This is a genomic window from Pedobacter sp. SAFR-022 (assembly GCF_051965375.1).
Classification (GTDB): Bacteria; Bacteroidota; Bacteroidia; order Sphingobacteriales; family Sphingobacteriaceae; genus Pedobacter.
Genome location: NZ_JBQCME010000007.1, coordinates 1 through 19,840 on the forward strand (window position 1 = coordinate 1; position 19,840 = coordinate 19,840).

11 protein-coding genes are annotated in these 19,840 nt (G+C 45.9%); 9 read left to right on the plus strand and 2 right to left on the minus strand.

Annotation, left to right across the window (positions count from 1 at the left end; all coding sequences use genetic code 11):
* Nucleotides 1-362: 362 nt before the first annotated feature.
* The 9 genes from ACTHQF_RS15045 (at nucleotide 363) to ACTHQF_RS15085 (ending at nucleotide 17,492) form a co-directional block, all read left to right on the plus strand.
* Nucleotides 363-2,651, plus strand: a complete 2,289-nt coding sequence (locus ACTHQF_RS15045; RefSeq protein WP_440431409.1) for an NADP-dependent malic enzyme — start codon at nucleotides 363-365, stop codon at nucleotides 2,649-2,651.
* A 23-nt stretch (nucleotides 2,652-2,674) separates the two neighbouring features.
* A complete protein-coding gene (gene ruvA / locus ACTHQF_RS15050) occupies nucleotides 2,675-3,259 on the plus strand; it encodes a Holliday junction branch migration protein RuvA (protein WP_440431411.1) in 585 nt (194 codons plus the stop codon).
* A gap of 49 nt (nucleotides 3,260-3,308) precedes the next feature.
* Nucleotides 3,309-10,412: a T9SS outer membrane translocon Sov/SprA gene (gene sprA / locus ACTHQF_RS15055; RefSeq protein WP_440431412.1), complete on the plus strand. Its 7,104-nt coding sequence runs from the start codon at nucleotides 3,309-3,311 to the stop codon at nucleotides 10,410-10,412.
* Nucleotides 10,413-10,482: 70 nt separating this feature from the next.
* The gene (gene gcvH / locus ACTHQF_RS15060; RefSeq protein WP_440431413.1) at nucleotides 10,483-10,863 is read left to right on the plus strand and encodes a glycine cleavage system protein GcvH; all 381 of its coding nucleotides are present in this window, start codon (nucleotides 10,483-10,485) and stop codon (nucleotides 10,861-10,863) included.
* 3 nt (nucleotides 10,864-10,866) lie between these two features.
* Nucleotides 10,867-11,262, plus strand: a complete 396-nt coding sequence (locus tag ACTHQF_RS15065; protein ID WP_440431415.1) for a VanZ family protein — start codon at nucleotides 10,867-10,869, stop codon at nucleotides 11,260-11,262.
* A 290-nt stretch (nucleotides 11,263-11,552) separates the two neighbouring features.
* The gene (locus tag ACTHQF_RS15070; protein WP_440431417.1) at nucleotides 11,553-14,363 is read left to right on the plus strand and encodes an outer membrane beta-barrel family protein; all 2,811 of its coding nucleotides are present in this window, start codon (nucleotides 11,553-11,555) and stop codon (nucleotides 14,361-14,363) included.
* 150 nt (nucleotides 14,364-14,513) lie between these two features.
* Nucleotides 14,514-14,729, plus strand: coding sequence for a FeoA family protein (locus ACTHQF_RS15075; RefSeq protein WP_151154154.1), 216 nt, complete (start codon nucleotides 14,514-14,516; stop codon nucleotides 14,727-14,729).
* Between the two features lie 4 nt (nucleotides 14,730-14,733).
* Nucleotides 14,734-16,845 (plus strand): ferrous iron transport protein B, encoded by a 2,112-nt coding sequence (gene feoB, locus ACTHQF_RS15080; protein WP_440431419.1) that lies wholly within the window; start codon nucleotides 14,734-14,736, stop codon nucleotides 16,843-16,845.
* Nucleotides 16,846-16,874: 29 nt separating this feature from the next.
* Nucleotides 16,875-17,492 carry a SprT-like domain-containing protein gene (locus tag ACTHQF_RS15085; RefSeq protein ID WP_440431420.1) on the plus strand — a complete coding sequence of 206 codons (618 nt, stop codon included), beginning with the start codon at nucleotides 16,875-16,877 and terminating at the stop codon, nucleotides 17,490-17,492.
* Here the strand turns inward: ACTHQF_RS15085 and ACTHQF_RS15090 are convergent.
* The gene (locus ACTHQF_RS15090; protein ID WP_440431421.1) at nucleotides 17,441-18,253 is read right to left on the minus strand and encodes a hypothetical protein; all 813 of its coding nucleotides are present in this window, start codon (nucleotides 18,251-18,253) and stop codon (nucleotides 17,441-17,443) included. The genes ACTHQF_RS15085 and ACTHQF_RS15090 overlap by 52 nt on opposite strands.
* A gap of 150 nt (nucleotides 18,254-18,403) precedes the next feature.
* Nucleotides 18,404-19,789 carry a LutB/LldF family L-lactate oxidation iron-sulfur protein gene (locus ACTHQF_RS15095; RefSeq protein ID WP_440431423.1) on the minus strand — a complete coding sequence of 462 codons (1,386 nt, stop codon included), beginning with the start codon at nucleotides 19,787-19,789 and terminating at the stop codon, nucleotides 18,404-18,406.
* Nucleotides 19,790-19,840 lie beyond the last annotated feature (51 nt).

Consider the following 19,840-nt stretch of genomic DNA (forward strand, 5'->3'; position numbering starts at 1 on the left):
TAACACGTGGGAGAGTAGGTCGGTGCCAAATCTTAAAGAAAGCCTGTAAGTTAAACCTTGCAGGCTTTTCTTGTTTACAGGCTTTTTAGATTTTGTTAGTCTAATTAATGAGCCGTGGATGCCTCTTATAAGTTCCATTGTTGAGTTTACAGGCAACTTTGAAGTCTTCATTGGCAACAAAATCTCTAAATTATAAGTAACGCATTTAGCCCCTCGGCGATGCTGCAGGTAAATATTATATTGTGTGCCAGCACTTCCGCATTTTAATACCTTGAATTTTATTGTGGTTGCCGGATAAAAGAATTGTAACTTTGTCCGTTCACGAAGCAAATGATTAGCATTAGTAAAAGAAGGAAAGTATAATGAGTAAAACGAATAAGAAGCAAGATGCATTAGATTATCACGCGCAGGGTAGACCGGGTAAAATCCAGGTCATCCCGACTAAACCCACCGCCTCACAAAGAGATTTGACATTAGCCTACTCTCCTGGCGTTGCTGAGCCGTGTCTGCGTATTGCTGATCACACTGAAGATGTTTACAAATATACCGCAAAGGGAAACCTTGTTGCTGTAATCAGTAATGGTACAGCGGTGCTTGGACTGGGTGATATTGGCCCCGAAGCAAGTAAACCCGTTATGGAAGGTAAAGGCCTTCTTTTTAAAATTTTTGCAGATATTGATGTGTTCGACCTGGAGTTGAACACGAAAAACATAGATGAATTTGTAAGTATTGTTAAAGCATTGGAGCCAACCTTCGGAGGTGTAAACCTGGAAGACATCAAGGCGCCGGAGTGCTTTGAAATAGAACGCCGCCTGAAAGAAGTGATGAACATCCCGGTGATGCATGACGACCAGCATGGTACGGCAATTATTTCTGCAGCGGCATTATTGAACGCCTGTGAGCTGCAAGGTAAAAACCTTGAAGAGGTAAAGATCGTGGTAAATGGTGCAGGTGCTGCAGCAATTTCCTGTACCCGCCTTTATGTTTCCTTAGGCGCGAAAAAAGAAAACGTTGTCATGCTCGACCGTTCAGGTGTGATCCGCGCTACACGCGACAACCTGGATGCTATCAAAGCTGAATTTGCTACCGCCCGTGAAATTGACACGCTGGAGCAGGCGATGGTAGATGCAGATGTGTTTATCGGTCTATCTTCTGCAGACTGTGTGTCTGTGGATATGTTGAAATCCATGGCGAAGAACCCGATCGTTTTCGCAATGGCGAATCCGAATCCGGAGATTGCTTACGACCTTGCCATCAGCTCCCGCGAGGATCTGATTATGGCTACGGGCCGTTCAGATTATCCTAACCAGGTGAACAACGTACTAGGTTTTCCATATATCTTCCGCGGTGCACTTGACGTAAGAGCAACAAGCATCAATGAGGCCATGAAGATTGCTGCAGTTCATGCAATTGCTGACCTTGCCAAGAAATCAGTACCAGAAGCCGTTAACATGGCTTACAACGCTAAGAACCTGAAGTTCGGAAGTGATTACATCATTCCTAAGCCAATGGACCTTCGTTTAATGACGAATGTTTCCTCTGCTGTTGCAAAGGCGGCGATCGAGTCTGGTGTTGCAAGGAAAGTAATTACGGACTGGGATGCCTATAAAGAAGAATTAAAAGGCCGTTTAGGTGGTGAAGACGCCATTATGCGTGCCGTAACCAGCCGTGCGAAATCTGCCGCTAAACGTGTGGTATTCGCAGAGGCCGATAACTATAAAATCCTTAAAGCTGCCCAAATTGTAAAGGAAGAACATATTGCGATTCCGATTCTTTTAGGCAATGTAGAAAGGATCAACCAGATCATCGAAGAACATGCGCTGGAACTGGAAGGTGTTCAGATCATTGATCCAATGCAGGAACCGGAACGCAGCAAGAAGTTCGCAGATGCGCTGTTCAAGAAAAGACAACGTAAAGGTTTAACGCAGCTGGATGCAGGTAAACTGATGCGCGATCGTAACTACTTTGGTGCATCTATGGTGGAGTTCGGTGAAGCTGACGCAATGATCTCTGGTTTAACCAAGAATTATGCGAGCACGATCAAACCTGCGCTGCATGTAATAGGTATTGAAGAAGGTGTAAACCGCGTTGCTGGTATGTATATGATGATGACCAAAAAAGGTCCTGTATTTTTCGGTGACACCACCGTGAATGTGGATCCTACGGTTGACGAGCTTGTGGACCTTACGCTGTTAATGAACAGTGCTGTACGCAAGTTTAACATTCAGCCAAGAATTGCATTGTTATCCTATTCTAACTTTGGTTCGAACAAGGGAACTGTTCCTGATAAAGTTAAAAAGGCCGTGAAGATCCTTCATGAAAAACACCCGGAGATTTTGGTTGACGGTGAGATGCAGGGTAACTTTGCGATCAACAATGAATTGTTAAAAGACAATTTCCCATTCAGCAGACTGGTAGATGGCCCGGCGAATACTTTGGTGTTCCCGAACCTGGAGTCTGGTAACATCGCTTACAAGCTTTTACAGGAGCTTGGTGGTGCAGAAGCGGTAGGTCCGATTTTATTGGGTACACGCAAGCCAGTACATATTGTTCAGTTAGGTAGCTCCGTGAGAGAGATCGTGAACATGGTGACCATCGCTGTAGTAGATGTACAGGTAAAGGAAGAAGAAGCAGCAGCAAAAAACAGTTAATAGAAATAAATACAACGCTTACGATGTTCGATTATATTGATGGGAAACTAACCTTTAAATGTCCGGCTTATATTGTTGTTGAAGCCGGCGGAATCGGTTACCACATTAACATATCGCTGAACACCTATAGCTTGCTGGCAGATCAGGAACGCTGTAAGGTGTATACCTGGCTGCATATCAAAGAAGATGCACATACATTATACGGTTTTGCAGATGAGGGAGAGCGCAGGCTATTCCTTCATCTGATCTCCGTGTCTGGAATTGGGCCGAATACCGGCCGGATGATGTTATCATCCATTACGCCGAATGAAATTCAGGCGGCCATTGTCAATGGCGACCTGCCCCTGATCCAACGCATAAAAGGTATAGGTGCTAAATCGGCACAACGCCTGGTGTTGGAGCTACAAGATAAACTTAAAAAAGAAGGTACGGGATCACTGATCGCCGCACCATTGAATACCACCGTCAGAGAAGAATCGCTTTCTGCATTGATGATGCTTGGCTTTGCCAAACAACCTGCAGAGAAGGCGCTCGATCAGGTGGTGAAAAATAACGGTACCGATCTTACCGTGGAACAAATGATCAAGATTGCCCTAAAAAACCTATAATTATTTAGCCTTATTGCTATTGAGAAAAACAGCTACCTTAATTTTATTTTTGGTTATTTCTTTTGGCATACAACAGGTTTCCGCTCAGGTAAGACCTGGACTGACCAAACCTGTTGATACAACGAATGCTCTCGGAATTTGGGAACGCGTGCGCCTTGGGGTAAGAGACAGTTTGCGCTTGTATACGCCGCTGCCCAGTAACTATAAACGGGAAGTAGAATACGACCCTGTTAGTAAAAGATATATCATCCGCAACCTGGTAGGTGGTCGCCTGCTGAGCAACCCACAGTATGTTACTATAGAAGAGTATCAGCGACTTATTGAGGCCGAGATCAAGGAGCAGCATTGGCGTAGCTTTTCAGATACGGAAGTCAAAGACTATAGAAGAACCGGTATTCTGGCGCCGATCACCATTAACAGTAAGGCTTTTGAGCGGGTATTTGGCGGGAATACGATTGATATACAAGCGCGGGGTGAAGCTGAACTCACCGTGCTCGGACGGATCAATAAAAACGAGAATCCACTCTTTAACGAACGTCAGCGGGTACAGTCAAACTTCGATTTCAATCAGCGCATTCAGATGAATGTCATGGGTAACATCGGTACCAACGTGAAGCTGAATATGAATTACAATACGGAATCGCAATTCGACTTTGAGAATCAGATTAAGCTTGATTTTACCGGAGGTGAGGATGACATCATCAAGAAGATAGAAGCGGGGAATGTTAGCTTGCCCTTAAATACCGCACTGATCACCGGAACACAAGCACTGTTCGGTATCAAAACACAGCTACAGTTTGGTAAACTTACCGCAACCAGCGTTTTTTCACAACAGAAATCGCAATCCCGGGAAATTCGCATTGCGAATGGTGCGCAGCAGAACGAGTTCAGAATTAGCGGCGACAATTACGAAGCAAACAAACATTACTTCTTAGCACAATATTTCAGGAACAACTATAACAAAACACTGGCGAACCCGCCGACCATCAATTCGGTGATCAACATCACCAAGTTAGAGGTTTGGATTACCAACAAGACCGGCACCACCACCGACTCCAGGGACGTGTTGGCGTTTATGGATCTGGGAGAGAACAGTCCATATAACACCGCCTTAATTCAAGGAGGCCCTGGCTTCTCGACGGTGCCATCGGGTTTCATTGCACCTAATTTTCCACGGGCTTCAAACAATTTGTTGGAAAGATTACCTGCTGGTGCCCGTTCTACAAATTCGAATGATGTGATTTCATTTTTCCAGGCCAATGGAGCTACCGACAACTTCGCCAAACTGACCTATGCCAGGAAGCTTACCGACCGGGAATATACTTTCCATCCGCAACTGGGTTATATTTCATTAAACAATGCCTTAAATGCAGACGAAGTCCTGGCTGTGGCCTACCGGTACACGTTCAATGGTGTGGAGTATCAGGTGGGTGAGTTCTCAACAGACCTCGCCTTCAATCAGGGTACGCCAAATGTCCTTTATGCCAAGTTGCTGAAGAACGAAACCACGAAGACGAACCTGCCAACCTGGGACCTGATGATGAAAAACATTTATTCCATTGGCGGCTATCAGATATCACGGCAAAATTTCAAACTGGACATTTTCAGGATTGATGAAAACTCCGGGATTGAACGCCCAGCGATTACGGAAGGCCAGCGAACACAAAACAGGCTTTGGATCGACATTACCGGACTAGACCGGCTAAACCAGCAGGAGGAGAAAAAACCGGACGGTTTCTTTGACTTTCAAGCTGAGGAAATGCCTTTTGGCAGCAACAGCGCAACAACATCTAATGCATCACTAACGGATTTCGCATCAAACAGTCGTAAAGGGTACATTACCATAGATCCTTTAAACGGGCGCATCATCTTCCCGGTGATTGAGCCTTTTGGAACTGATCTTGCAGCGCAGTTTAGTCCTGCGGAAGCCCAGCTTGCAACACAGTACACCTTCCCAGCACTATACGATTCCACACAAGTTGTTGCACGGCAACTGTTCACCCGACAGAATAGATACATTATCAAAGGCGCTTATCAGAGTGAAGTCTCCTCTGATTTCAATCTGAATTCTATCAATGTACCTGAAGGCTCGGTAAAAGTATTTGCGGGAAATATCCCCCTGCAGGAAGGTAACGACTACACGGTAGACTATATGGCCGGTCGGGTTAAGATCTTGAACACGGCGATCTTGAATTCGGGGCAGCCGATACGGATCACCACCGAGAACAGTGAGCTTTTTGGCTTGCAGCAGCGTTCACTTTTTGGAACAAGGTTAGATTACCGTGCAAACAACAAGCTTAATCTCGGGGCAACGATCATGAACCTTTCCGAGAAGCCACTAACGGCAAAGGTGAACTTCGGCGAGGAGCCGATCAACAATACCATCTGGGGTATGGACTTCAACTACAGCAGTCCTTCGCGGTTCCTGACACGTATGGTCGATAAACTCCCCTTCATCTCCACGAAGGCACCCTCTGCGGTAACGTTTTTTGGCGAGTTTGCACAGTTGATTCCCGGACATCCGAAAGCCTTGAATGCGGATGGTAGTAAGGGAGGCACCAGCTACCTGGATGATTTTGAAGCTGCGCGCTCGGTCATTGACTTGAAAGGTGCGATTTCCTGGCAGCTATCCGGAACACCGCAGATGTTCCCGGAATCCCAACTTATAGACAATCTGACCTATGGTTATAACCGCGCTAAGATTGCATTTTATAACATCGACCCGAGCTTCTATAATCGTACTGCATCCACCTTGCCATCATACCTGAGGGCGGATCGTAACGAACTGTCAAATCATTATGTACGCGAGATCATTGAGCAGGAAGTTTTTCCCTTCAAAGAGACGGCCACAGGCCTTTCCGTAAACCTGCCGACGCTGGATGTTGCCTTCTATCCAACTTTGCGTGGGCCATATAATTATACACCGACTGGTTTTGGCGCTGATGGCAAACTAAACAATCCACGTTCGCGCTGGGGCGGTTTATTCCGGAAAATTGAAAATAATGACTTTGAATCCCTGAACATTGAATACCTGGAGTTGTGGGTGATGGATCCCAACATCTACAAGCCAAATAATCCGAATGCCGGCGACCTGTACTTTAACCTGGGCAATATCTCGGAGGATATTCTGAAGGATGGTCGGAAATCATTGGAAAATGGCCTTCCTGCAGATAATGATCCATCGAAGTTCGACGAAACGAACTGGGGCAGGGTGCCGAAGTTACAGCCCGTAGTTCAGGCTTTTGACAATAACCCTGATGTTCGACGCGCGCAGGATGTAGGTCTTGACGGTTTATCGGATCTTCAGGAGCAGCAGAAGTTTAATGCGGCATTGAACCAGATCAAGGCACAGCTAAATCCCGATGCATCTGCGGCTTTGACGGCAGATCCATCTTCGGATAACTTTTCTTTTTACCGTGGGCCAGCATTAGACCAGGCACGTGCAGGGATATTGAAACGTTACGAGAACTATAATGGTCCGGAGGGGAACTCTAAAACTGCCCAGCAATCGATGGCTGATCTGGGACTGGAGAATTCGGCTTCCACTTCCTTGCCTGATGGCGAAGACGTGAACCGGGATAATAACATGACGCAGTCTGACGAGTATTTTCAGTACAAGGTTTCCATGCGGCCCGGTGATCTTGAAGTGGGCAGGAACTATGTGACCGATAAAGTGGTTTCGCAGGTTAAACTTGCGAATGGGCAGACGCAACCCGTAACCTGGTACCAGCTTCGTATTCCGCTGGCGAACTACGATCAGAAGTACGGAAATATTCAGGACTTCAAGTCCATCCGCTTTATACGGATGTTCCTGACCGATTTTGCAGATACCACCGTATTGAGATTTGCGAAGATCCAGCTGGTGCGGGGCGACTGGCGCCAGTATAATGCGAACAACACCGGCATGGAGCTGATCGTAGATCCTGCACTTATCCCAGCGGCGCCGGATAATTCCACTGTAGAGCTGGCAACGGTGAACATTGAGGAGAATGGTAAACGGACGCCTATTCCGTACGTGGTACCCCCAGGCATTGAGCGTGAACGTGACTATAACAACTATCGCGGTGATACCCGTCAAAACGAGCAGTCGCTGTCGCTAAACGTCCGAAATCTGCGTGACGGTTATGGACGGGCAGCTTTCAAGACCGGAACCAATGATTTCAGATCTTACAAGCGGTTGGAAATGTATGTGCATTTGGAAGCGCTTGGTAGCAGGGTGCTGAATGATCAGGACGTAAGCGCCTTTATACGAATTGGTACGGACAATCAGGACAACTATTACGAATATTCGCAGCCGCTATACGTAACCCAACCAAATACCAGTGACCCCAACGCGATCTGGCCCGAGCGGAACAAGCTGGATATTGAACTGGAACTATTCCAAAAAGCTAAGATTGCGAGAAACAATGCTAAGCTACCAAATGGGCAGGTATGGCCAGTGAACGTGCCGTTCGACTACACGGATGGCAACAGCACCATCACGGTAAAGGGGCAACCAGACATGAGTAAGGTGCGGCTCTATATGCTTGGCCTAAAGAATCCACTTCGCAATGTGGATCTGCGCCCCGGTGATGATGGGTTGGAAAAAGATGCACAGGTATGGTTCAATGAGCTGCGTTTAACGGAGTTCGACGAACGTGGCGGATGGGCGGCTACAGCGGGTATGTCGGCTAAACTGGCTGACTTTGGAGATATAAACATTTCCGCGAGTAAGTCGACCGTGGGTTTTGGTTCTATAGAGAAGCGGGTTTCGGAACGTAACCGCGCAGATAACACGTTTTTTGATGTGTCCTCGAACCTGGAACTCGGTAAGTTCTTTCCGAAGAAGAGCGGACTGGTAATTCCGATGTTTGTAAGCTCCTCTGCGCAGATCAGCACGCCGCAGTATGACCCAAGAACACCGGATATCGAGTTAAAGAATGCGCTGGATGTTGCATCTAAGGCGGAGAAAAAAGCAATACTGAATTACGCACAAGATTATACGACCCGCAACAGTATTAACTTCAGCAATGTTCATAAGGAGCGTACCGACCCGGATAAAAAGGTTCGGTTATGGGATATTGAAAACCTGAACCTCAGCTATGCCTACACGAAATATTTCCACCGGGATTTTATCAATGAAAATAATATTCAGCAAAGCTACCGTGCTTCACTGGAATACCGCTACGCGGCACAGGCAAAGTCCTATCAGCCCTTTGAAAAGCTGATTAAGTCGAACACACTGGCGCTGCTTAGGGACATTAACTTTAGCTTGCTGCCAAGCGCCATTAATTTCCGGATTGACTTCGATCGCTATTACTCTGAAAACAGCTTGCGGAACAATGATCCGGCGAACTCTATTCCGGTGAATACGACTTATAACAAGAACTTTTTGGTGACGCGGGTGTACGGTATTTCCTGGAATCTTACCCGGTCGCTGACGTTGGATTTCGATGCAACCAATTACTCCATTATCGATGAGCCGGAAGGCCGCATCAACGGGCTGAAGACAGACACCCTTTGGCAGAACCTGAAGCGCCTGGGTAGAACAACGGATTACAATCACGATGTGAACATCACCTACAACCTGCCGATCAACAAGATCCCTGGATTGAACTGGGTCAATGTGGCAACGAGGTATGGTACGAACTTCAACTGGCAGACTGAACCTTTGTCGACCTTAAGAGACCCAAATATCAGCCTTGGTAACACCATTCAGAATTCGAGGAACATACAGGTAAATCCGACATTAAACCTGAACACCTTATACAACAAGTTCGGCTTTATCAAACGGGCCGTTGCGGCGAAAGAAAACACGGGAACAAAGTTTTTTGTAGGACTGCTGACCAGTATCAAGACGGTGAATGCGGCGTTTACACAGACAAAGGGAACCTTCTTGCCGGGCTATTTACCGGAGGCAGATTACCTGGGTATCGACGATGTGACTGGTGCGCCGGGGCTTGGCTTCGTACTGGGAAGCCAGCGGGACCTGCGGGCAAGTGCATTGGCTAAAGGTTGGTTGACTAGGGATACGCTGCAGTCGCAATTGTATGTAAACACCTTACGGGAAGATCTGAGCCTCACTAGTACGGTAGAGCCTTTCCGGGATCTGCGGATCACCTTAACGGCGAACCGCAACCGTACCATGAACTACTCCAGTAATTTCCGTTACAGCAATGAACTTGGAGGCTTCGAAAACCTAAGCCCTTATACTACGGGTGACTTCAACATCTCTTTCATTTCCCTGAGAACCGCCTTCTCCGATAAGAACGGCAGCACAGCTTCCGGACTGTACCAAAAGTTTATGGCGAACCGGGCGGTGGTATCGCAACGTCTGGGTGCTGAAAATGTAAACTCGGCGGGACGGAATGGGGCTTTTGCCGATGGCTATAATGAGCATGCACAGGACGTGATCGTGGCATCCTTCCTGGCGGCATATACCGGAAAAGATGCATCGGGGGTGCGGCTGCATGGCTTTCCAAAGATTCCATTGCCGAACTGGCGGATCAACTACGGTGGGCTGTCAAGGCTGGCCTTCATGCAGGAGACCTTCAAATCCATCGATATCAGGCATTCTTACCGTTCCACCTATGCGGTAAACAGCTTTAACTCTTTGCAGCAATACCAGGAAAGTAATGGCTCGGTAAGCAGCAGGGATCTGAATGATAACTTCCTTCCGCAGTATCAGTACAGTCAGGTGACGATCACGGAACAGTTCGCTCCGCTGATCGGGGTAGATACACGTCTGAAGAATAACCTCACGGCAAACTTCGAGATCGGCAAAAACCGCTTGCTGGGGCTAAGTCTCGCGAACAATCAGTTGGCGCAGCTGTCGGAGAACAACATGGTATTTGGTCTGGGCTATCGTACCAATAAGTTCCGCTTCCCGTTCGGGCTGTTTCAGCAGATCCGCATGGACAACAATATGGACATTAAACTGGATGTTGCGGTTCGTGATAATAAAACGGTGATCTACCGCGCAGATGTGGATGAGGCGGAAGTATCCGCTGGAGCGAAAAACATCGCCCTGCGTCCAAGCGTGGATTACATGTTGAACCAGCGTTTTAATGTGCGCCTGTTCTATGATTCTAACATTACTAAACCCTATACTTCGCTGAGCTATAATACGGCATACAGCAACTTTGGATTTAGCCTTCGGGTGACCTTAAACTAGCATTTGCAGAATGAATTAACATTTGCAGAAAGGACCAGATTAATTACCTTTGACAAAAACAAAACACGATATGAATTTTCCAGCAGAGTTGAAATACACAAAAGACCATGAATGGGTTAAGGTTGATGGCGAACAGGCTATTATTGGAATTACGGATTTTGCACAACGTGAGCTTGGCGACATCGTCTATGTTGACATCAACACCGTTGGTGATGAAGTAACTAAGGATGATGTTTTCGGTACTGTAGAGGCTGTAAAAACTGTTTCTGACCTTTTCATGCCGGTTACCGGAACGATTTTGGAAACCAATCCTGCGTTAAACGACAATCCTGAGCTGGTAAACACTGACGCTTATGGCGAAGGCTGGATGGTAAAGGTTTCAATTTCAAACCCTTCAGAACTTGATGGTTTATTAGATGCTGAAGCATATCAGGCTTTAGTTGGCGCTTAATAAATGCAGCTGATAAAAGAATTAAAGTACCAGGCATGGGCAATTGCCTGGACTGTTCTTATTTTGATCTTCTGCTGTATGCGAACTGACGGTGCATCAAGCAGTGGCCTGTTCTTTGAAGGCTTCGATAAACTTGTACACCTCGGCTTTTTCTATGTGCTTACCGTGTTGATGTTTTATGGAAAAATAAACTATCAGCATAATTACCGCTTTCGCTCTTTAACCATCTTCAAGATCATCCTGATCACAGCAGGTATAGGTGCCGGAATCGAGTTCTTACAGGCCACATTCTTTACTTATCGCTCTGCGGAATGGTGGGATTTTGGTTGTGATATGATTGGCGTGATGATGGGCGTATTCAGTTATGTCCTTTTGCATAAAATGGATTATGAAAAATAGTATCAAAATTTTCCTGGCCTGCTGCTTATTAAGCAGTTTAACGGCCTGCAGGATTTTTAAATCCGGCTGCGATTGTCCTAAGGTGAGCAGCAGCAAAACCAAGGCACATAGCGCCCATAGCTAAACATCTTCTGTGGCAGCTATTTACTGCTGTGCTGTGAAATTCGCTTCACAGTGTTTGCGCAGCTAAGTACATTGTATTTTAAATGTTACTTATTAATTTAATCGTCTATAGTAAACCTTAAAGGGTTTGTGCAGTCCTAATGGGGTACTTTTACATTAGGTCATACATGAAAACTTTTACGAAACCCTTTACATTATTTCTCTTATTACTTATTGGCTTTTGTGCCCGTGCCCAGGACCGCAATGGTTCTGTGACCGGAAAGGTTAACAACGCTAAAGACAAGTCTGCGGTAGAATATGCGACCGTTGCGGTCAAAAGTCTCCAGGATTCCAGTGTGGTTGGAACCACGACCACCAATGCACAAGGTGTATTTACCATCAAAGGATTGGCGCCAGGGGCATACCGGTTATATGTAGCCTTCCTTGGGCTGCAAAATGTAAATAAAGATTTCAGCATCACCGCAACTTCAGCTAACGTGAATCTGGGCGAGCTATCCATGGGAGATGATGGTTTAAACCTCAATACTGTTGAAATTAAAGGGGATGCGCCGCCGGTGATTGTTAAAAAGGATACCCTGGAGTTTAATGCGGGTTCATTTAAAGTTCGTGAGAATGCCGTTGTAGAAGACGTACTGAAGAAGGTACCTGGAATGGAGGTGGATAAGGATGGCTCTGTGAAGGCGCAAGGTGAAAGGGTGACCCGGGTAAAGGTAGACGGCAAGGAGTTCTTCGGAAATGATCCGCTATTGGCCACCAAGAACCTTCCGGCAGACATGATTGATAAGATCCAGGTCATTGATCAGCTATCTGACCAGGCACAGTTTACGGGTATCGATGATGGTAACCGGGAGAAGATCATCAACATCACCACCAGAAAAGATAAAAAGAAAGGTTATTTCGGGAATTCCAGTGTGGGCTATGGCACGGATGAACGTTATGACGCAAACATCAATGTGAACAAGTTTGATGGTGATCAGCAGATGTCTGTTGTAGCCCAGTTTAACAACGTCAACAAGCAAAGCTTCGGTGGTGGTGGCGGCGGTTTCGGTGGCGGCGGTGGTCGCGGCGGCATGATGGGCGGCGGCGGCGGTACACAGCAAGGTATCACCACGACCAATGCAGCGGGTTTTAACTTTGCGGATGTTTACAACGAGGGTAAAACCCAGTTTAATGGTAGTTACTTCTTTAATAATACTTCCCTTTTTAATGAGCAAAACAGCTTCCGTCAGAACTTACTTGGAAACACGGTAACCACTTTTGATGAAGATCTTACCAGTACGACGGAGCGTCTAAATCACCGTTTGAATTTTCTTTTTGATACAAAACTTGATTCTTTAACTTCCATAAGGATTCAACCGAATTTAAGCTACACCAACACAGACCTGGTTCGTAGTAATGCTTACATCAACAACTATAATGAGTACACCACGGTAGGTACACAGAACTTTGAGAACAAGGGAACAACGCCGTCACTTTCCAACAACCTACTATTGAGAAGAAAGTTCATGCGCCCTGGAAGAACACTCTCTCTGAATGTAAATACCAGTGTAAATAACAGTGACTCTGAAAACTACAACAGCATAGAGAACAATACCACCAATGCGACCGGTACCTCCCAGGAATTTACCAACCAGTTCAATGATCAGAATGGTAAGTCTTTCGGAAATACCTCCAGATTGGTGTATACAGAGCCCTTATCTAAAACGATGAGCCTGGAGGTAAACTATGAGAACCGTTACAACTACGACAACTCGGAACGGTTTACCTACAACTTCAACGAGGTAACCTCCAGGTATGACCTGCTTGATCCAACTTATACCAACGCCTATGAAAATACAACCTTCACCAATGCGCTGGGCTTTAGCTTCAACCAGACAGCCAAGAAGTATACCTGGAACGCGGGGTTAGCGGTACAAAACACCGACAGGAAGAATGAGAACCTGAGCACTGGAAACATCATCAATCAGAACTTCTATAATCTTACGCCAAGTGCACAGTTCCGTTATACTTTCAGCAACAGCAAACGCTTAAGAATTAACTATCGCGGTAGGACTCAACAGCCTTCAATATCACAGATTCAGCCAGTGTTGGATAACTCTAATACGCAGACCATTGCTATTGGTAACCCCGAACTGAAGCCTTCTTTTACCAATAACCTCAGTATATTCTATAATAACTTTGACTTTAAGAACTATCGTTCATTGTTCATCTTTGCGAACATCAATCAGACGGTAAATGCCTTTGGTAACAACAGCTCCATCATTACCGATGAAAATGATGAGAACTTTGGTAAGATTGCCGTTCGTCCGGTTAACGTTGATGGTGTTTATCAAGGTAACTTGTTCGGTAGCTTAGGCCTCCCAATTATTCCTGGAAACAAGTTAAACCTGAACATCAATCTTGGTGGTGCTTATGCAAGAGGGGTAAACATTACCCGCGGGCTGGAGAACATCACCAATGATGTTAGTCTAACCAATGGTTATAAGTTTGTAGCAACGTTCGACAAGTTCGACTTTACTGCCGGAATCAATGGTTCCCTAAATCGTGCAACATACTCTGCACAACCTGAACAAAACACAACTTACTACACGTTGAATCCAACCTTAGATATCAGCTATGTGTTTCCAGGTAACATCCGCCTTGCGGCAGATGTGGACTACTTCCAGAATACTGGTCGAGGAGAAGCGTTTGATACGAAGTTCACCTTGCTGAACGGTTACATAAGTAAGCAGTTCTTCAAGAACAGAGGAACGTTCAAACTTGCGGTTAATGATGCCTTGAACCAGAATAAAGGGATACTGAGAACGAGCAGCGACAACACGATCACTGATTTGAATTTTAACGTACTTAAAAGATACTACATGCTTTCATTTACTTACTCGCTAAACAGAATGGGGGGTAAAGACATGCCGCCAATGGATGGTCCGGGCAGACGAGGTCCAGGTGGCCCAGGCGGCGGCGGCAGGATGCGCATGTAATCTGCCAGCGTAATATCTTGTTTAAAAAGCCACTTCATGTGGCTTTTTGCATTTATACCACTATTGTAATATTCATGGTAGATGGCTGATTACACTGGCTTTATTTGGAATTATTATAGATAAAGGCTAAATTGCCCACTAATTCACGATATGAAACTATCACAGCTAAACCCAGGACAAAGCGGTACAATAGTAGAATTTACAGACCTAGAAATGTCGGTAAAATTGATTGAAATGGGCTGCCTTCCGGGAGAAGTTGTAGAAGTTGAGCGCATCGCACCTCTTGGAGATCCTATCGCCATTCGCGTTGCAGGATATCAACTTTGTTTACGCAAAACTGAAGCTTCAGTTATAATAATCGAATAGAATCTTGACGTCCACTATTAAAATTGCCTTAGTTGGTAATCCTAATACGGGAAAATCAACGTTATTCAACATACTTACAGGTTTAAACCAGAAGATTGGAAACTTTCCTGGTATAACTGTAGATAAAAAACTAGGATATTGTAAGTTACCTGGTGGCCAACAGGCGGAAATTATTGATCTTCCAGGAACCTATAGCCTGTATCCAAAGAGCCGCGATGAGCGTATTGCTTTTCAGGTACTCGCAGACAGCCGTAATCCGAGTTATCCGGATATGGTTGTGGTCATTGCAGACGCAACCAACTTAAGACGTAATTTACTGCTGTATACCCAGGTTGCTGACCTTGGTTTACCTGTGCTGCTTGCCTTGAACATGACCGACATGGCCAAGAAAGAGGGCATAGACATCAATGTAGACAAGCTATCGGAACGTTTGGGGGTTCAGGTGGTACCCATTTCCGCAAGAAGCAATCAAGGTATTGACAAGCTGAAAGCCGCCATGGCTAACACCAGCATGGCAACCCAACTACCTGGTGCTGACATGGACCATTTGGCACCTGAAGCACTGCAACATACCCGGGAATTACTAAGTACGGATAATACCTACCTGTGCCTGCAGGTGCTGCACCAGCATGAACATTTGTCCATGTACACGGAGATTGAGCACGAGGCTTTGGAGGAAATTAAACGTACCAACGACTTTGATGCGAGTAAATTACAAGCTGCTGAAACCATTGCACGCTACCGCTACTTAAGTGGTGTACTCAGCGGGGTAGTGGTAGATACCGGTGCAACAAGGAAATTCGCTTTTAGCGATAAGATTGATGCGGTATTAACCAACAGATTCTGGGGTTTTATTATCTTTTTCCTGATCCTATTTTTCATATTCAATGCCATATTCTCCTGGTCAACTTTCCCGATGGACCTCATTGAAGGTGGATTTGGCTGGTTAACCGAGTACGGACATGAACACCTGCCGGAAGGCCTTCTAACAGATCTATTCCTTGATGGTATTCTGGCTGGATTGGGTGGTATTGTGATCTTTATTCCACAGATCGCCATTCTTTTTGCCTTTATCTCCATTTTGGAGGATACGGGATATATGGCCCGGGTGACCTTCATGATGGACAAGATCATGCGGAAGTTCGGTTTAAGTGGTAAATCCGTGGTGCCAATGATCGGTAGTTTGGCCTGTGCGGTACCATCGATCATGAGTGCCAGGAATATTGAGAATTGGAAGGACAGGATCATTACCATCATGGTTTCTCCATTGGTGAGCTGTTCTGCGCGTTTGCCCGTTTACACCTTGCTGATCTCGTTGATCATCCCGGAGAAGATGCTGTTCGGATTCATCAATCTACAGGGGCTTACCCTGATGGGGATGTACCTGATTAGTATTGTTGCTGCTATTTTAGTTGCCTGGGTGATGAAGATTATCATCAAAGCTAAAGAGAAGTCCTACTTCATCATGGAGCTCCCGGTTTACCGGATGCCGAGGTGGAAGAATGTGATCTTTACCATGTACGAGAAATCGAGGACCTTCGTGTTTGAAGCAGGTAAAGTGATTATTGCGATTTCCATCGTACTTTGGGTGCTTGCCACCTATGGTCCACCTGCACGTTTTGCGGAAATTGACCGTAAGTACGAGCAGATAGAAGCACAGAAGATAGAAACTGAAATCGCCACACTGGAACGTGACCGCTCCGCGGAAAAGCTGGAAAACTCCTATGCGGGTATTCTGGGGCATGTGCTGGAGCCGGTGATCAAACCACTGGGCTTCGACTGGAAGATCGGTATTGCGCTGGTAACCTCCTTTGCGGCGCGGGAAGCCTTTGTCGGTACGATGGCCACCATCTACAGTGTAGAAGGCGGCGAGGAGGGCTCAACCATTCGTAGTAAGATGCTTGCTGCCCGCAACCCGGATACCGGCTTACCAGTATTTACCTTTGCCACAGGCTTCTCCCTGATGTTGTTCTATGCTTTTGCCATGCAATGTATGAGCACCGTGGCGGTGGTATTCAGGGAGACGAAAACCTGGCGCTGGCCGATCATTCAGATCGTGTACATGACGGCATTAGCCTACGTAGCCAGCCTAATAGCCTACCAACTGCTGAAATAAAACCTGGAGGAACATTCAAGGTAAATCAAATGACAGACAAAGTTGAGGTATTAGCGCGTTACATGCCACCTTCGGCTGCGCCGATTATTGCGAGATGGATCGATTACTTTCAGTGCGAGTTCAAGATCTCTAAAACACGAACAACCAAACTCGGTGACTACCGGCATCCGTTCAAAGAAGCCGGACATAAGATCTCGGTGAACAATAACCTGAATGCTTATGCCTTTCTGGTTACCACGGTACATGAATTTGCGCATCTGGTTACCTGGAATGATCATAAGAACAAAGTGAAACCACACGGGTTGGAATGGAAAAGGAATTATCAAAAGATGATGAGTCCTTTTCTGGAGTCGAAGCTTTTTCCACAGGATATTGAACATGCGATAACAAACTACCTTCAGAACCCTGCAGCGTCCAGCTGTACAGACCTGAATCTTTCCAGGGCACTACGTGCCTATGATAAACCGCACAAGTATGTACGCTTGGAAGAAATCCCACAGGATACCGTATTTAGTATCAAAGACGGCAGGAAGTTTAAGAAAGGACCGCGATTAAGAAAGCGCTTCCGCTGTGTGCTGCTCAGCAATGGGCATGTTTACCTGTTCAATCCGCTGGCAGAAGTTGAAGTGCTTCCAGAAGGCACATAGATGGCCTGCATATCTTCAACTTTCCAGTTGAAGTTGATCCTGTTATTTCGAAAATGTCCAGGGTCACGTATCAGGCTGTCTACAAAGGCATCTGCATCTTGCAGCTCAACTTGCGCGGTGTAGCCATTTGGATTTACACTCTTTAAAGATATAAAACTTGCATCCGGAAAGCGGGTGATCTTGTCGAACACCAACTCAAATTCGTGCTTCTGTTGTAGTGCATCAAATAAGCGTTCAACAGAGGCTTTATAATCTTCCATCGGGCCGGTGCCCACAGGCTCAAAAGAAGCCGTGTTTAATTCAGCAGCACTATTTGCTACCTTACTTTCTCTTTTGAAGACCGTGTAGTTACGTAGATAGGTACGACTTTCTTCATAGGACTTCTCGTTACCTTCTATGTGCTCTGCACTTGTCGTAACCAGTATCAGACTATCGTTTTTGAAGTAATACCTTTTACTCGACTCCGCCATTGAGGGTAAGGCTTGTTCGTGTGCGATCAGCACCTGATCACCATGATCATTGAAGTACTGCTCTACGAAGAAGTTCTCCTGTCCGCGTTTATACACCAGGCTGGACAACTTCTTCAGGTTATTTTTACCATGTTCAATGTCTTCAGCAAATGCAATTACACCTTGTTCATCCAACGCGGTAGCAGAAGATTGGTTAATCAATCCCGCTTGCGGGTGCTTTGGCTTCTGCTGGCAGCTGCTCAGTAGCAGCATTAAGCAAATTAAGCTGTAAAGATTTGTTTTGAAGTTCATCGATAATATTTTTTATCTATATTTTAAGCATGTAGGGGTATTTTCAATACTAATGCAAGTATGCAACTTTCGCGGTAATGGAAGTGTACAATTCGGTGTGCAGGGCAACTACATCACTGAGGTTGAAATACCTTTAACCACTTGCAGATTCTACTCCTTACCCTTGTTCTGCTCGTCCCAAAGTTTTGCAAAAGACTTCGGTGCAACCTCTGGTCTGGCGCGGTGTTTACCCCATATATTACGGAACAAGTTTTTCAGAAAGAAGTTCTTGATTTTTCCGCCAACCATATCCATGCGACTTCTTTTAGACATACCTGTCTTCCAGGCTTTCCAACCCAGGTCTTCCGATTTGCTATTATCATGTTCTGCAGTAGCGTCCCTGCGGTTTAACAGTAACATCTTGTGAATGTCGATCTTTACCGGGCAAACTTCCGAACATTTACCGCAGAGGGTAGAGGCATAACTCAGGTGTTTAAACTCCTTCATGCCCTGCATATGCGGGGTAATCAAAGAACCGATCGGGCCGCTGTAGGTCGTCTCGTAGGTATGGCCACCCACGTTCTTGTACACGGGGCAGGCGTTCAAACACGCACCACAACGGATGCAGTACAAGCCCTGACGCTGGTCTTTTTGCGCCAGCAGGTTGGTCCTGCCGTTATCCAGCAGAATTACATACATCTCCTCGGGGCCATCAGTTTCATCTGCCTGGCGAGGGCCACTGATCAGACTGTTGTACACCGTCAGGTTTTGGCCAGTACCATGACTGGCAAGCAATGGCCAGAAAAGGTCCAGATCTGCCATAGAAGGAATGATCTTCTCTATCCCCGCTATAGCGATGTGAATTTTAGGAAAGGTCGTACAAAGCCTCGCATTACCTTCATTTTCTGTTAATGCTATACTTCCGGTATCCGCAACCAGAAAATTGGCTCCCGAGATACCAACGTCTGCTTTAACGTATTTTTCGCGTAGCAACTCACGGGCTTTTTGAGTGAGTTGTGCCGGTGTGGCATCAATGGGAGTGCCGAATTTGTCGTGGAAGAGTTTTGCAATTTCTTCCTTGCTTAAGTGCATGGCAGGGGTAACGATGTGATATGGTGGTTGCCCAAGCAATTGTACGATGTACTCCCCCAAATCACTTTCCAGTGACTCAATATCATTCTTCTCCAGAAAGTCGTTCAGGTGCAGCTCTTCCGTGGTCATGGATTTTGATTTGATCACCGTTTTACCGCCAGCCTTTTTGATGATGTTCAGGATCTCTCGCTGGGCTTCCGCTGCATCATTGGCCCAGATCACCTTACCACCACGCTTTTGGAAGTTTGTTTCAAATTCCGGCAGGAACTTATCCAAATTCTCCATCACACGCCACTTAATGACATGTGCTTTCTTCTTAGACTGCTCCAGGTTTTCAAACTTTGATAAACCTCTTTCTACGGCAACATTGTACTTGCCAATATTATGATTGATGGTTTTTCTGTGGTCTAAGTCAAACACCTTTTCGTCCGACTTCTCCAAAAACGCTTCAGCACTTTTCGTCATGTTCAAATATAAATATATATAAAGAGATTTGGCATTAATTAACCTGCCTGC

Bases quoted from the DNA above. Each gene is read 5' to 3' on its own strand.
- ACTHQF_RS15065 (WP_440431415.1), top strand. From the start codon at position 10,867: ATGCAGCTGATAAAAGAATTAAAGTACCAGGCATGGGCAATTGCCTGG.
- ACTHQF_RS15045 (WP_440431409.1), top strand. From the start codon at position 363: ATGAGTAAAACGAATAAGAAGCAAGATGCATTAGATTATCACGCGCAG.
- ACTHQF_RS15075 (WP_151154154.1), top strand. From the start codon at position 14,514: ATGAAACTATCACAGCTAAACCCAGGACAAAGCGGTACAATAGTAGAA.
- ACTHQF_RS15085 (WP_440431420.1), top strand. From the start codon at position 16,875: ATGACAGACAAAGTTGAGGTATTAGCGCGTTACATGCCACCTTCGGCT.
- ACTHQF_RS15095 (WP_440431423.1), bottom strand. From the start codon at position 19,789: ATGACGAAAAGTGCTGAAGCGTTTTTGGAGAAGTCGGACGAAAAGGTG.
- ACTHQF_RS15090 (WP_440431421.1), bottom strand. From the start codon at position 18,253: ATGAACTTCAAAACAAATCTTTACAGCTTAATTTGCTTAATGCTGCTA.
- ruvA (WP_440431411.1), top strand. From the start codon at position 2,675: ATGTTCGATTATATTGATGGGAAACTAACCTTTAAATGTCCGGCTTAT.
- ACTHQF_RS15070 (WP_440431417.1), top strand. From the start codon at position 11,553: ATGAAAACTTTTACGAAACCCTTTACATTATTTCTCTTATTACTTATT.
- gcvH (WP_440431413.1), top strand. From the start codon at position 10,483: ATGAATTTTCCAGCAGAGTTGAAATACACAAAAGACCATGAATGGGTT.